10 protein-coding genes are annotated in these 13,864 nt (G+C 44.8%); 4 read left to right on the top strand and 6 right to left on the bottom strand.

The window, feature by feature from the left end; genetic code table 11:
• The first annotated feature begins 37 nt into the window (after nt 1–37).
• On the top strand, nt 38–2,794 hold the full coding sequence (locus AACT42_RS18065; RefSeq protein WP_094166312.1) for an immune inhibitor A domain-containing protein: 2,757 nt from the start codon (nt 38–40) through the stop codon (nt 2,792–2,794).
• Between the two features lie 73 nt (nt 2,795–2,867).
• Here AACT42_RS18065 and AACT42_RS18060 read toward each other — a convergent pair whose 3' ends face one another.
• The 3 genes from AACT42_RS18060 to AACT42_RS18050 all read right to left on the bottom strand — a co-directional run bounded on the left by AACT42_RS18060 (nt 2,868) and on the right by AACT42_RS18050 (nt 7,242).
• Nucleotides 2,868–3,728 (bottom strand): lipase secretion chaperone, encoded by an 861-nt coding sequence (locus AACT42_RS18060; RefSeq protein WP_088733178.1) that lies wholly within the window; start codon nt 3,726–3,728, stop codon nt 2,868–2,870.
• Nucleotides 3,729–3,812: 84 nt separating this feature from the next.
• A complete protein-coding gene (locus AACT42_RS18055; RefSeq protein WP_088733177.1) occupies nt 3,813–4,754 on the bottom strand; it encodes a lipase family alpha/beta hydrolase in 942 nt (313 codons plus the stop codon).
• A 265-nt stretch (nt 4,755–5,019) separates the two neighbouring features.
• Nucleotides 5,020–7,242, bottom strand: coding sequence for a leukocidin family pore-forming toxin (locus AACT42_RS18050; RefSeq protein WP_088733176.1), 2,223 nt, complete (start codon nt 7,240–7,242; stop codon nt 5,020–5,022).
• A gap of 506 nt (nt 7,243–7,748) precedes the next feature.
• Between AACT42_RS18050 and AACT42_RS18045 the strand changes: the two genes are divergently transcribed.
• Nucleotides 7,749–8,999, top strand: a complete 1,251-nt coding sequence (locus AACT42_RS18045) for an SGNH/GDSL hydrolase family protein (RefSeq protein ID WP_094133317.1) — start codon at nt 7,749–7,751, stop codon at nt 8,997–8,999.
• A gap of 38 nt (nt 9,000–9,037) precedes the next feature.
• Here the strand turns inward: AACT42_RS18045 and AACT42_RS18040 are convergent, their stop codons facing one another.
• Nucleotides 9,038–9,493, bottom strand: a complete 456-nt coding sequence (locus AACT42_RS18040; RefSeq protein WP_026027548.1) for an Lrp/AsnC family transcriptional regulator — start codon at nt 9,491–9,493, stop codon at nt 9,038–9,040.
• Nucleotides 9,494–9,642: 149 nt separating this feature from the next.
• Between AACT42_RS18040 and AACT42_RS18035 the strand changes: the two genes are divergently transcribed.
• Entirely contained in the window at nt 9,643–10,596 is a 954-nt protein-coding gene (locus AACT42_RS18035) for a DMT family transporter (RefSeq protein ID WP_176429066.1), read from the top strand.
• Here the strand turns inward: AACT42_RS18035 and yegD are convergent.
• Nucleotides 10,587–11,939 carry a molecular chaperone gene (gene yegD, locus AACT42_RS18030; RefSeq protein ID WP_094133319.1) on the bottom strand — a complete coding sequence of 451 codons (1,353 nt, stop codon included), beginning with the start codon at nt 11,937–11,939 and terminating at the stop codon, nt 10,587–10,589. The two genes, AACT42_RS18035 and yegD, sit on opposite strands and share 10 nt — an antisense overlap.
• Nucleotides 11,940–12,046: 107 nt before the next feature.
• On the bottom strand, nt 12,047–12,304 hold the full coding sequence (locus tag AACT42_RS18025) for a hypothetical protein (protein ID WP_010317931.1): 258 nt from the start codon (nt 12,302–12,304) through the stop codon (nt 12,047–12,049).
• Nucleotides 12,305–12,649: 345 nt separating this feature from the next.
• Between AACT42_RS18025 and emrD the strand changes: the two genes are divergently transcribed.
• On the top strand, nt 12,650–13,855 hold the full coding sequence (gene emrD / locus AACT42_RS18020; protein WP_013868437.1) for a multidrug efflux MFS transporter EmrD: 1,206 nt from the start codon (nt 12,650–12,652) through the stop codon (nt 13,853–13,855).
• Nucleotides 13,856–13,864 lie beyond the last annotated feature (9 nt).

The raw sequence follows: 13,864 nt of genomic DNA, 5'->3' as shown, positions 1-13,864 counted from the left end.
AATACCATAAATACAGAAAGAAAAATAAGGAAAGCAGATGAAACACATAAGGAAAACCTTGCTTGCGTCAGCAATGGTAACACTATTTAACGTCAGTGCTTATGCGCACACCCCGATTGATTTAGGGGTAGTCAATGAAGATAAACTCATTGAAATGTTAGTGCGTAACGGTGTTGTGGATGGCAATGCTACCGATGCAATCAAGCGCGATGCCTTGGATCGTTATTTAGAGCAGAAAATCAAATCGGGCTTCCACGGCGATGCGCAATTTGGTAAGCAAGCTCTTGAGCAACGCGCACGGGTATTAAAAACCATTGAAAAACAAAAAGGCCACCAAAAAGCCAGCGTTTTTGCTCTCGATATCAGCACCAAACGCACCGATAAGGTATTAGCGCTTTTAATTGATTTTCCCGATTTACCTTGGAACGATAACCGCCTGACCAAAGAGCATACTGAAATGCTCTATGCCAGCTACAATCCACCTCACTATCAAGATCTGCTTTTTTCAGATGCGGGCTATGCAGGCCCTAATGGAGAAAATTTCATCTCGATGCGTCAGTATTATGAAAGCGAGTCTGGGCAAAGCTACAGTGTGGCCGGGCAAGCCGCAGGTTGGTATCGCGCGTCTAAAAACGCCGCGTTTTACGGGGGCAACTCGGCAACAACAGACAAAGATATGAATGCGCAAGAGTTGGTACGCGAAGCACTGAACCAACTGGCGCAAGACCCTAGTATTAATCTGGCCGATTACGATATTGAAGATCGTTACGATTACAATGGTAATGGCAACTTCCGCGAACCGGACGGCGTAATCGATCACTTGATGGTGTTCCATGCATCCGTTGGTGAAGAAGCCGGCGGCGGTGTGCTTGGACCTGACGCCATATGGTCCCACCGTTATAATCTCGGCCAACCTTATGTCCTTCAAGGCACAAAAAGTACGCTTCCAGATCGCTTTAACGGCCAATATGCCGCCTTTGATTACACCATGCAACCGATTGATGCGGCCGCTGGGGTTTGCGCACACGAGTATGGCCACGATTTAGGTTTGCCTGACGAATACGATACCCAATACACAGGTAAAGGTGAGCCAGTTTCCTATTGGTCCATCATGTCTTCTGGCAGTTGGGCCGGAAAAATTGGCGGAACACAACCGACGGCATTCAGCTCTTGGTCTAAACAGTTCTTACAAAAAGCGGTCGGTGGTCGTTGGATCAATGACGATCAAATTTCGATTGCAGAGTTAGAGAAAAATCCTCGCGTATTTACCCTCTTCCAAACCACTGACAATGCTCGACCAAATATGGTGAAGATTGATTTACCACTGAAGCGTGTTGATGGGGTGAAGCCTTATCAAGGTTCGTCCGCTTTTTATTCAAACCGAGGCGATGATCTGAAAAATAGCATGTCTCGTAAGCTTTCTATCCCTGCTGGTGAACAAGCTACGCTTAATTTTAAAGCATGGTATCAGATTGAAAAAGACTACGACTTTGCACGCGTACTGATCAATGGTAAAGCGATTGCAGGTAACATCACCACCATGGATGACCCGTACAATACAGGGCTTGTACCTGCTATTGCTGGTCAGTCGGATGGTTGGGTCGATGCGATATTTGACGTCTCCCAGTGGGCAGGCCAAGAAGTGACACTCAGCTTTGACTATGTCACTGATGGCGGCTTAGCCATGGAAGGTCTTTACCTTGATAACCTACAGTTAGAGGTCGACGGGCAGCAAACCCTTATTGATGATGCCGAAGGAACATCCACCTTCGCCTTTAAAGGTTACACCACCAACAATGGCTTCCATGAAGCGCCACACTATTATTTACTGCAATGGCGTAGCCACAATGACGTCGACCAAGGCTTAGCCAATATCAAACGCATGGGCCAGTTGATGACTTTCGAACCCGGCCTACTGGTTTGGTATGTGGATGAATCTTACACGGATAACTGGGTAGGTAACCACCCAGGTGAAGGTTGGTTAGGTGTCGTCGATGCGGATCAAAACGCATTGGTTTGGTCAAAAACCGGTGAGGCCGCACAAACGCGCTTCCAAGTGCGAGATGCAACCTTCTCATTGCAAGATCAAACACCTCTACGTTTAGTCGCTGCCGATGGTGATGTGCTCGAAGACACAAGCTTAATCGGTAATGGTAACTTCTCTGATGGCGCGGATTACAGCTCACCATTAGTACCAGATGCTGGACGTAAGTTAACGGAATTTGGCTTGATGATCGACATCCTCAACCAAGGCCAAGACAATGAGTACGGCGTAATTCGCTTATCAAAAGTCAGCGAACAAAACCAAGCTCCTGTCGCCAACTTTGAGCTTAAAACCGACGGTTTATCCGTCAGCGCTTTCAACTACAGCCATGATGAAGATGGCGAGCTAGTCAGTTACGCATGGGATTTTGGTAACGGCCAAATGAGCAGCGAAATGGCGCCAAGCTGGAGCTACACCAGAGCAGGGCAATACACAGTAAGCCTAACCGTAACGGATGATAAAGGCGCAACCAACACCACTACGCGCACAATACAGGTTGAAGTGCCTAACGCATTACCGCAAGCCAGTGCTAAGTACATCCACCTTGGACGCTGGGTAACAATGTGGTCAACCAGCAGCGATAGCGATGGGCGTATTGTCGATACGGAATGGACCCTGCCGAATGGAAAAATAAAACGTGGCAAACTCTTCACCGCCATTTTCCCAAGCTCTGGAAAACATGAAGTGAAAATTAAAGTGATGGATGACAAAGGTGCAACAGTGACTAACACCATTGTGGTTAATTTGTAACCACCTATTCTATTTTCTCTTAGAGAACTTGAGCGCGGCTTCGGTCGCGCTCTTCTTTATTGGATAAACAGAATTAAAGCGATTGATCACGTAACCTTTCCAAAGCCTCGACGCGTTTGAGTTGTTTAACCTCAAACGTTTGGGTACGCAGTTGCGTAATTTGCTGATTTTTTTCATCTTGGCTCAAGCGCGTATTTTCAAGCACCGCCGAACGCTGTTGTAGATAGTTTTCGAGATGCTGAGAAAACTGCTCTCGTTGTTCACTAAGCTGCGTTAACCGCTGTGCTCCTTGTTCGCCAACCAACTCGTTCCAAGCTAAGTATTGCTCTTGCGTGGACAAATGGCGACTCGCGTTGAGTGCTGGCAGTAGTTGTACATTGCGTTCACTGCGCTGAATGTATTCTGGCTGCTGCGCTAATAACGTTTGCCACTGCAACTGCTCATCATATGAATCTACTGCTTGAGCTTTAATGCGCAGCTTTTCTAACGCTAAATTTCGTAACGCATTCTCTTCACCAAACAACATACTTTGCTGATCAACGTTAAAAAATTGACTTTGTATTTTCAGTAACTGCTGATTGATCTCAGCTAAGGTAGCAAGATCGAGATTGGCGATGGAAGAATTAGCCTCTAACTCAGCTAATGCTTGTTTGTACTGGATAAACTGTTCAAAAAGCATTGGATCGATCACTACGCCCTCATCCTGCTCAGCATGCTGGGCAATGCGCAGCTCAACCTCAGGTAATGAACTCTCTCCTAATGTAGAGATAAAATAGTGAATTAAATCAAGACTCGATGCACTGTCTATCTGCGTATCTTGTTGAGATGGCGTTTGTAACGCGCTCTGTGATGATACTGGCTTTTGCAGAAAAAGCACCGCACCGATGCTCCCCAAGATGATCACGATAAAACCAAATAGTGCGGGCTTTTTCATAGCCAATCCTTATAAAGTTTGATGTTACAAAACTTGAAGTTATAAACCTCGAAACTATCAAGCTCGAGACTATCAACCTCGAAGTTATAAACCTTGAAGCTTCAATCGATTAGCGTGCTGGCGATACAAGGTAACGGGGTCAGTTTCAAAAAGGTGGTGTATCCCAAGCAAGCCGTTGATTTCATCTAAGTGGTTCATTTGGTAATCATCGCGGATCACCTTACCCAAGTGAGTACTGCATACGCCGACTAAACCATCATTAGGGCCATTAAAGACAAGCCCAGTCAACATCATCGCAGCATCAGTTGGGTCAAGGAGGTTGGTAAAGGTCGAAGATCCTGTCCACGAATAGTAATAAACACCATTGTCAGCCAGTAATTCACCATCACCACATTCACTGCTTGGAACGCCTTCTGGGTAGTATTGATTAAACGCTAGCGAACCTTGGGTAGTTAAAGCTTCTAAGGAGGCTAAAGGATCTTGCTCTAGGTTACTTCCCCCAGAAAGAAGGCCAACCAAACCCGCCAATCCTTGCGCCATTTTGACGGTAATCGCTTCAGAAATGGAGCCCTCTTTAATGTGCCCACGCACTAAATCTGCCACGATTGAGCCTTTATTCACACCACCAATGCTAGTCACGGACGCCACAAGATCGGGCCGAACTGATGCAACATAGCGAGCCGTTGGTCCGCCATGGCTATGGCCAATCAGGTTAACTTTTTGAGCGCCAGTGGCGGCTAAAAGTGACTCCACTTGTTGCAATAGTTGTTCACCTCTTAGCTCAGAGCTGTTGATTGCTGAGACTTGAGCCACGTAGACCTTTGCGCCATCTTTCGTCAGTGATTGCGGAATGCCGTAGAAATAATCGACTCCGGCCAGCGTATCAAAACCAAATAAGCCATGAACTAACACAATAGGGTACTGGGTTTGGGTATAGCCTGTCTTACTTAACGCCACCGTGCTGGTTGCCGCCAGCGCCGTGGTACTCAGCAGACAAAAAGCAGCAATAATAATCGTTTTTTTCAAAGTAAATTCCTTCTTATTGTAGTGCCTGGTTTAGGCGCGGCATACATCTAGCCTACCGTTACCACACCAGAGATTAGACCTCTGAGGAGCACCCTAACTTTAGAAGAAAAGCACTTTATTTCATGTCGGCTTACCAGCTTCGTGAATGAACTAAAAAAAACAACAGATAAAATTAACATCGCATTAACAAAAAGAGCACTCACGTTTTAGCTAATTAAGCCAAAAGCATGAGCGCTCTTTACTACTCAATCATGAACTGATTGCGCTATTTTATAATAAATTGAATACCATCGGCTAACCAACCTTCAGACCAAACCTTGACTTGCCGAATTGCCGATCCGGCTGGCAGCTCAAACACTTCATCGTGGGTACTGATTGCGTAGTCTTTTGACCCCACTACTTTGGTTGAACCATCATCAAGCTTAAAAGTCATACGGAGTAAATGGTTGCCACCGTACTTGAACTCACCCGAAGTAACGGTTATTTGCGTCACGCGTTTCAGATCAATTTCAGTCAAACTACCACTTTCACCGCCTTGCATCGCATTGGCTTGCGTACCAATTGCATCAATCGCAGCGCCATGGCGAATATACAGTGTCCCCGATTGACCAACATCTTGTAAGGCCAATGAACCCGATGTAAACCCAAATACGGCCGATTCACTATCTGAATGAAATACGTTGGTGTAAGCGGTAATGGTGCGCACACTTACCTGATCATTGCCATCAGCATACAAACCTAACTCACCGCTGGTTTTATCATGACCAAGTAACTCATGAGAGAAAACATTACTCAGCTTATCGCTGTTTTCTATCCATTCCCAACGCTGACTTAAACTCGAACTACAGGTTTGTAATTGACCCAGTGATTGTCCATCCAAACATTGATGGATGTCGTTTGCACTCACATAACGACCTAACTGATCATAAATAAAAGATTGTGAGTTTTTGGTTTCATCACAGCTTGAGGCAGAGAGCGCGCCATTATCAGCCACATCAACGCAACGATTATTAAAGCTGCCCAATTGCAAATTCACTGGACGACCGCCAGTGAATACTGGGTGCTCCCAATCGACAGTAAAGCTAGCACTTTTGCTCACTCTGCGGCGCGTCGTATTTTCAAAACCATGGTAGGACTGATGCGCACCTACAACATAATAATGCTTATAAGCACCGTTATAAATGGGACGAATATTGACCGAAGAATCAATGGTAAATTCCGTTGTCCCTGTTGCATTAGGAGCGGCTTTATAGATCACATCCATTTTTGGTACAAAGCTCGCGTAACCAATCGGGTTAATGCGGTTGGTATCCACAGGATAAGTATTGACCCACAGCGCATCCGTTGAACGATTTAACATCGATTCGGCAGTCGCGTATTGGCTACGATTCCATTTAAAGCTGACGTTTTGCGCGTTATTGGTGCTACGTTCAACACGATAATCGTGCGTTTTAAAGGTTAACCAACGGCTTTGGTTGTAGCTGGCATTGGCTTCTAGCTTGCCTTTAGGTCCATCAGCACTAACCTCGACACCACCACTCACTCCTAGCTGGAAGCCGGATACCTCTTTGACTTCATATTCGGCATTGAGATTTTCTCTCGGGAACGTTTTTAAGATCTGCGCTTTGTTGTTCGAAGAGTTAAATACAAATTGGTAGTCTTGAGCGATGGCATCAGTCGACCAGTCTCGGAAATAAGCATCTAATGTCACGTAATCAGCACCCGATTGACGATAATCAAGACGATCATTGAGATGGATGCCAGCACCCGTTGTATCATCATCTAAGCTGATGCGAACAATTTTTGCATCCGGCGTCGCTGAACCAATCGTGCCATATTGTAATGAACGCTCTAAATTAACTCGATAGATCAAAGAGATATTGGGGTTATCGCAAAACACTCGCGTGCCTCGATCCCAAAGATGTGAGTTCTTAAACGTACATTCACTATCAGTAATAGGCCGATTGACATTCAAATAAAACGCGACGTGTGGCAAAGAGTTGGTTTCCGAACCACTATTTGACACCATACTGGCCGTACTACGGCGCTGACGAGAATGGGCAATTGGGGCGGCTTCCAGTAGACGAATGTTGGCATCATTCTCGTCATCTAACGGTGTGAACAACAATTCTCCTTTGTGTTCACTGATGATCAAAAAGTCACTGGCAAACGCTAAGCCCAGTTTTTTCCTGAGCAGTGCTTTCGCCTCTGTCTTTTGCGACTCGCCTTCAATCGTACTGAAATCGACAAAATAGCGCATATGTTGGTTCAGTACATCGTCACGAATCTGCATTAGTGTCGGGGGCTCAACCTCTCCTTGTAACCAATAGCTCGCATTGAAGTAATTGATTTGGCTGTCATCCTGAAGCTCACTGAACATTTCAATGGCCAAACCTTGCGGCTGATTCACGTCAGCTTGAGCGGTGTTCCATACCAAGCCTGACATAATGGCAATAGCGCTAAGTGCTTTTCTTCTGTTTATTGACATATAAACCTCGTAAGCATTTTTATTGTTATCACGGTATTTAAAAGAAAATGAATACCCATTTTTTATTTTTTCAGACCACAAAATAAAAGGACATTGGTTTTTTGGTACCTTTGTGGCGAATTATTAATAGATCTTAAAATAACAAACACAAAGAGAAATGATTTTTAATGTGGCTTAAAATCACAATAAAACTGTTTAATTTTTACACATATTGACTGATTATAATTTTATTGATATTTTTATTAAACTACTGAAATTTAACATTAGGACAAATTAATAAAGCAAAACCTTATTGTTATTTATCTAAATTAGGATTTATAAAAACCCTTTCGTATTTTCTTCACTGACAGTCCATTGTTTGATCTTAATACCAAATAATGCTCAGCATAGTCGTTTATTGATTGACGCTTAACACCATAAACCCAAAATAGGTCTGACCAGTTTGTTAATTTCACTTTCGCACTTATTCTTTAGTAGATACGTGCCTAAACCAATAAGAAAAAAATATGAAACTAATGACGTTATTGATGACCGCAATATTGCCACTCTCCATGGCGATTGCAGAAAATACGGATACCACCTCAGAACCAGTTACCGCTTATGGCGTAATGAATACGCAAAATAAGCAAACCTACACTTATGTACGCTGTTGGTATCGGCCCGCTGGCAATCATGATGACCCAGCAACAGATTGGGAGTGGGCATTGGATGAACAAGGAAATGACTACACCATTAGTGGTTACTGGTGGTCATCTGTGCGCTTTAAAAATATGTTTTATACCGACGCCTCACAATATGAAATAAAGCAGCGTTGTGAAGAGACACTTGGCGTCAGTCACGATTCGGCAGATATTACTTATTTCGCAGCAGACAATAGGTTCTCATACAATCATTCGATCTGGACTAACGATAAACAAAATGCCAAACCCGTCATTAATAAAATGGTGACCATAGGTGACAGCCTTTCGGATACAGGAAATATATTCAATGCGTCACAATGGAAATTTCCCAATCCTAACTCTTGGTTTTTAGGACACTTTTCCAATGGTTTGGTGTGGACAGAGTATTTAGCAAAAATGCACAATTTACCTGTATATAACTGGGCGATTGGCGGTGCCGCAGGGCGTAATCAATATATCGCGCTGACAGGTGTGAACGATCAAGTCCGCTCTTATCTAAATTACATGACAATGGCCAAAAACTACCAGCCAGAAAATACGCTCTTTACCCTTGAATTTGGCTTAAATGACTTTATGAATTACAACCGTGAAGTATATGAAGTCAAAGCAGATTTTAGCAGCGCGATGATTCGTCTTGTGGATTCAGGGGCCAAAAATATTATTCTACTCACCCTGCCCGATGCAACCAAAGCCCCGCAGTTCAAATATTCAACAGCAGAAGAGATAGCGAAAGTCAGCGCTAAGATCACCACCTTCAATGCGTTTATTCAGCAACAAGCACTGTATTATCAGATGCAAGGGGTAAATATCATCCTGTTTGATGCTCATAGCTTGTTTGAAAACCTCACAGCCAATCCACAGCAATACGGCTTTGAAAATGCAACCGATGCATGCCTCAACATCAATCGCAATTCAGCTTTAGATTACTTGTACCGTCATAGCTTAACCAATGATTGCGCTTACCATAGCTCTGACAAATACGTATTTTGGGGCGTGACGCACCCTACCACGGCCATCCATCAATTGATTGCCAACGAAATCAGTAAAAACTCTCTCGCGTCATTTCAATTTGAATAAGCACGTCTGACCCTGAAGACAGCACGCAAGTGCTGTCTCTAAACCCAAATAGGCATCGCGGTAGCGGCTTTCACTTGACGCATGGCGAGGTGGGTATGCATATCTTTTACATTGTTGAGCCGCTGTAACTGACGCGTAAATGCTTCGTACCCTGATAAATTGGCACTAACGACTTCCAGCAAGTAATCATACGCACCTGAAACCACATGGCAGCTGATCACCTCCTCCATCTCTTTGATTGCCTCTTCAAAACTATCAATGGAAGCGGCTTGATGATTATTCAGGCTAACTTCAACAAAAACCGTCATACCAACTCCGACAGCTTGCCGGCTTAAGCGAGCTTGATAGCCATCAATGATCCCGCTCTCCTCTAATCGTTTCAAGCGTCTTGCGCAGGGAGAAGGTGATAATCCAACCTTTTCTGCAAGCTCTGCGGTGCTTAAGCGTCCCTCTGTTTGTAATAAGGTCAACATGCGGCGGTCTATTCTATCCATTACTCGATCCTTGATGAAATCCACTAACATTTTGCTAATTTATAGCGGATAAGTGCTAAACCATCTAGCAATAAGGGTGAACTTGCCGGATAAAAGTAAGCCGAACCATAGATAATGGTGAGAAACCATCCATTGATGTGAATGAAATTATGATTTATGGCTACCTCGCGATAGGCACCACACTGTTATTATGGTCCGGCTTTTTCCTCTCTTTAAAGGCAGGGGCGAGCGGCCTATTAACCCCTGCGGATATTGCATTAACGCGCTTTTTACTGCCCGCTTTGTTGCTCTCTCCATTGGTTTGGAGAACTCGACATCAATTGCAAAATGTACCTATGCGTTACTTAATTGGTCTATTTATTGGCTGTGGATTGCCCTATTTACTAGTGACAAGCCATGCGATGCACTACGTTCCGGTTTCTGATGGTAGCGCGCTTGTTCCGGGCGTGCTGCCGCTGTTTGTCTCGGGTATCGCGGTGTTGCTGTTTAAACAGCCGTTAAGTCGCCATCGAATAGCTGGGCTGACTTTAGTGGTGGCAGGGGTTGGTATTTTCCTCTATTCAAGTGCCACTGATTTTGAGTCAAACCGTTTGACCGGACATTTGATGTTTTTAACCGGCAGCCTGATGTGGGCAGTGTTTACGATTTGTGCGCGGGTAGCGAATTTGCATGCGCTCGTCAGCGCGGGATGGGTTGCTTTACTTTCTACTATTTTATTGGCCGTTCTAATCGCTTTAGGCATCGTCGATAGCTACTTAGCCACACACTCTTTTGCACACTGGCCGTGGAAAGAACTGGCGGGACACACACTGCTACAAGGTGTCGGGGCGGGGCTCATTGCAGCATTTACCTATTTATATGCAGTTTCAACACTCGGCGCAGAACGCTCCGCTGCCTTTGGCTCTGCAACACCAGTCGTGGCAACCTTGTTGGCGATTCCCGTTTTTGGTGAGATGCCAACGCCTTTGACTTGGATCGGATTAGGGTTGATAAGCTTAGGTAGCTTGGTTGCCAGTAATGTTTTAATGAAACACGATCATTCGCAACATTACCGGCCCCCAACGCATCAAAAACGAAGCGCTAAGCGCTCATATCAGCGATAGCAAATCTCAGCCCAACGAGCCAAACCAGCAGTCACTGAACCAAAGTAGTTACCGCTGACAACGGGTACGTGGGGCAGTTGCTGCTCTACCGCTTGGCGTAATATTGGAGAACGAGCAGATCCGCCCGTCATAAAGATAACATCCGGCTTTACGCCACCTTGTTCAACCGCTTCTTTGACCAATTCCACCATTTTCGCTTTAGGGGATTCAATGGCGTCGATCATTTGCTCACGCTCAATTTGCACTTCGATCTGCTCAGAAAGAAGATCGAGCACCACCTGACATTGCGTAAGATCAGATAGAGCAATTTTTGCCTCTTCTGCACGGCGTACAATTTGATAGCCGAGCGTTTCAAAATAGACTTTCAGCAAACGCGCCAACTTTTCTGGTTGCTGCGCCTCTTTGTGTAGCAATTTCAATGCTGCCAAGTTTTGCTGAGCATAGAAGTCACGTTGCGCTTCCACGTTGTTAATTGCAATCGGGTTCCAAAACTGCGTGATCGGCATATCAATGCCAGAAATGGCTTTACTTCCTAATCCAAAAAAAGACATCAACTGTTTGAAAGCAATATAGATATCAAGATCATTGCCTCCGACCCGTTGGCCACTATGCGCAAGCAAACTCGCGGTGCGGTCGTCACGCCCTCGCCAACTCGGCCCCATTTTTAGCAATGAACAGTCGGTGGTTCCACCACCGATATCAACCACCAGTACGGTTTGATCTTGCACCAGAGTCGCTTCATATTCTAAACCCGCCGCAACGGGTTCAAACTGAAAACTGATGTGCTGAAAACCTGCGCGTTTCGCCGCACGTTGTAAAATAGATTCCGCTTGTCGATTGGCCTCTTCACCACCTCGGCCATGAAAGTTAATAGGACGACCAATCACAGTATCTTGGATGGTGCGCTGAAGGTGCTGCTCTGCATTATGCTTAATATTGACCATCATGGCGCACACCAAGTCTTCGAAAAAACTGACCTGCACATCACGTAAACCTGCCGCGCCTAGAAATGATTTAGGGGATTTAACGTAATAAATATCGCGCGGATCCTGCAGATAAAGATCGAGCGCCGCTTGGCCAAAGGCAATGTCTTGCGCGGCAAGTTCAATACTCTCTTCTCTATTCACATTGATCGCGCGGCGAAGTACTTGCTCACCAATTTTATCGCTTGGCGTAATATTATGATGACGGAACAGATGCTCAGAAATGGACTCTCGCGTCGGGGCGCATATTGTCGAAGGAATGTAGTGGCTTTTACCTTCTATGGGTAACAATGTTGGCTGCCCATCTTGCATCATTGCGACAGAACAGTTCGCCGTTCCATAGTCAAAACCAATAAACATCGCTACCTCCTAGCATCAGAAAAAGGCCGGCGATCCTACCTTATGATTTTCACAAATACTATCCCCAAACTACTTGGAATGTCTGGCGAGAAAAGACATGGATTGGTTTACACAAGCCAAGAGACGAAAAAAGACAGCAGCAGACAGCCCACATAAGCCATTTTAATCGCCTTGATATGTCGATAGTGGATAAGACAAGGTGACAAGATAAATAACGGGATCAGGACAAAAATGGGGTTCATACTGAATAGCCAGCTTAACAATACAACAGAAAGTGCATAGTAGAAGAGCCACGAATTTGGAACCGACAACTTTTTGCCAAGTCCCACTATAAATAATAATGCAGCAAGTAAAGGTAACATCATTAATCACACCTTTATGATATTAATTCTCATTTGCATTAAATATTAGTCACTGTTCAGCGCAAAAGCAATAGAAAAACTAGGTACATTATCAGACACCAAGAGCCATACTCAACACAGGCATTGGAACCGTCTTTCATTTCTCTTTAACCACCCGAATAATGATTAGTTTTTCTAATTCAAATCATAGATTTTTATCTTGCTCAACTTCACACTTTTAGATTGATAAAAGCGCCTAGCCTCACTAATATCTCGCGCCGAAAGAGCGATACTTTTAACGCTGGCCATTAGTTTCATTATTCATATTAATTATATTTCGTAGTTGCACCATTGTGCAGGAGATAGACCATGTCCGCATCGTTTCCGTTAGTGAAACTCACATTTTTAATTGCGATTTTGACCGCTGTCGGCCAAATGACACAAACGATGTACGTCCCTTCCATTGGCCATATGGCGGGAGAATTTTTAGTTTCTCCTGCATCACTGCAGGCGGTCATGGCATGTTATTTAATCCCTTATGGACTATCACAATTTGTCTATGGTCCATTGTCAGACCGTCTAGGACGCAAACCGATTATTATCGCTGGGTTGCTGATTTATATTGCAGGATCGCTACTCGCATTATTTGCTCACCAATACGATTGGTTTTTGGTCGGTAGTTTTATTCAAGGGCTTGGCATTGGGTGTGGTGGCGCAATGTCTCGAACCCTTACTCGAGACTGTTTCTCAGGAGCAGAATTGCATAAGGCCAATAGCCTTATCAGCATGTGCGTTATTTTTTCGCCACTCATTGCTCCTGTTCTTGGTGGGTACTTAACAGAAAGTTTTGGCTGGCGCTCTAGTTACTTATTTTTATCCCTATTCGCGATTGCCGTGGTGATCACTATGATGACGAGTATGGTAGAAACATTGCCTAAAGCGGCTCGCAGACACGAATCGGTTGCAAACAGCTATCGCTATGTGTTGAGTGACAAACGTTTCCAAGGGTATTTAATTTGTCTCGTGGCGACTTTCTCTGGCGTCGCGGTGTTTGAAGCCGCTGCAGGTGTATTACTTGGTGGCGTTTTGCAACTGCCTGCCACCACCGTCAGCTTATTGTTTGTCTTACCGATCCCTGGTTATTTAGTTGGTGCGGCGCTATCGAGTGTTATTGCGTTGAACTTCAACGAAAAAAGCGCCTTGTATGTGGGCTTGGTAGCGATAGCATTAGGTTCATTGGTGGTGTTTGTTCCTGGAGTGTTGGGGCAAACCAGCGCATTGACCCTAATTGGTGGTGCCACTGTCTATTTTCTCGGTGCAGGCATTCTCTTTCCCGCAGCGACCACTGGAGCGTTAACACCACTGCCTTACCATGCAGGAACAGGAGGTGCTGTGTTAGGCGGTATGCAAAACCTTGGGGCTGGTTTAGCCACCCTTTTAGCGTCGGCTATTCCAGCTCATGACCAGATGCCACTTGGCGCATTGATGCTGTTGATGTCTGTGTTTGCTGTGGTTGGTTTGATTCGTGTTTACAGTAAACATGATCCATCAAATGAAATGCCATTGGCTGTTTAATAAACTGTA

Origin of the sequence: Vibrio sp. V15_P4S5T153 (assembly GCF_963874485.1) — a bacterium.
Classification (GTDB): domain Bacteria; phylum Pseudomonadota; class Gammaproteobacteria; order Enterobacterales; family Vibrionaceae; genus Vibrio; species Vibrio anguillarum.
This window is presented reverse-complemented; position numbering and strand designations above follow the sequence as displayed.

Bases quoted from the DNA above. Each gene is read 5' to 3' on its own strand.
- AACT42_RS18065 (WP_094166312.1), top strand. From the start codon at position 38: ATGAAACACATAAGGAAAACCTTGCTTGCGTCAGCAATGGTAACACTA.
- AACT42_RS18060 (WP_088733178.1), bottom strand. From the start codon at position 3,728: ATGAAAAAGCCCGCACTATTTGGTTTTATCGTGATCATCTTGGGGAGC.
- AACT42_RS18050 (WP_088733176.1), bottom strand. From the start codon at position 7,242: ATGTCAATAAACAGAAGAAAAGCACTTAGCGCTATTGCCATTATGTCA.
- AACT42_RS18045 (WP_094133317.1), top strand. From the start codon at position 7,749: ATGAAACTAATGACGTTATTGATGACCGCAATATTGCCACTCTCCATG.
- AACT42_RS18040 (WP_026027548.1), bottom strand. From the start codon at position 9,493: ATGGATAGAATAGACCGCCGCATGTTGACCTTATTACAAACAGAGGGA.
- AACT42_RS18035 (WP_176429066.1), top strand. From the start codon at position 9,643: ATGATTTATGGCTACCTCGCGATAGGCACCACACTGTTATTATGGTCC.
- yegD (WP_094133319.1), bottom strand. From the start codon at position 11,939: ATGTTTATTGGTTTTGACTATGGAACGGCGAACTGTTCTGTCGCAATG.
- AACT42_RS18025 (WP_010317931.1), bottom strand. From the start codon at position 12,304: ATGATGTTACCTTTACTTGCTGCATTATTATTTATAGTGGGACTTGGC.
- emrD (WP_013868437.1), top strand. From the start codon at position 12,650: ATGTCCGCATCGTTTCCGTTAGTGAAACTCACATTTTTAATTGCGATT.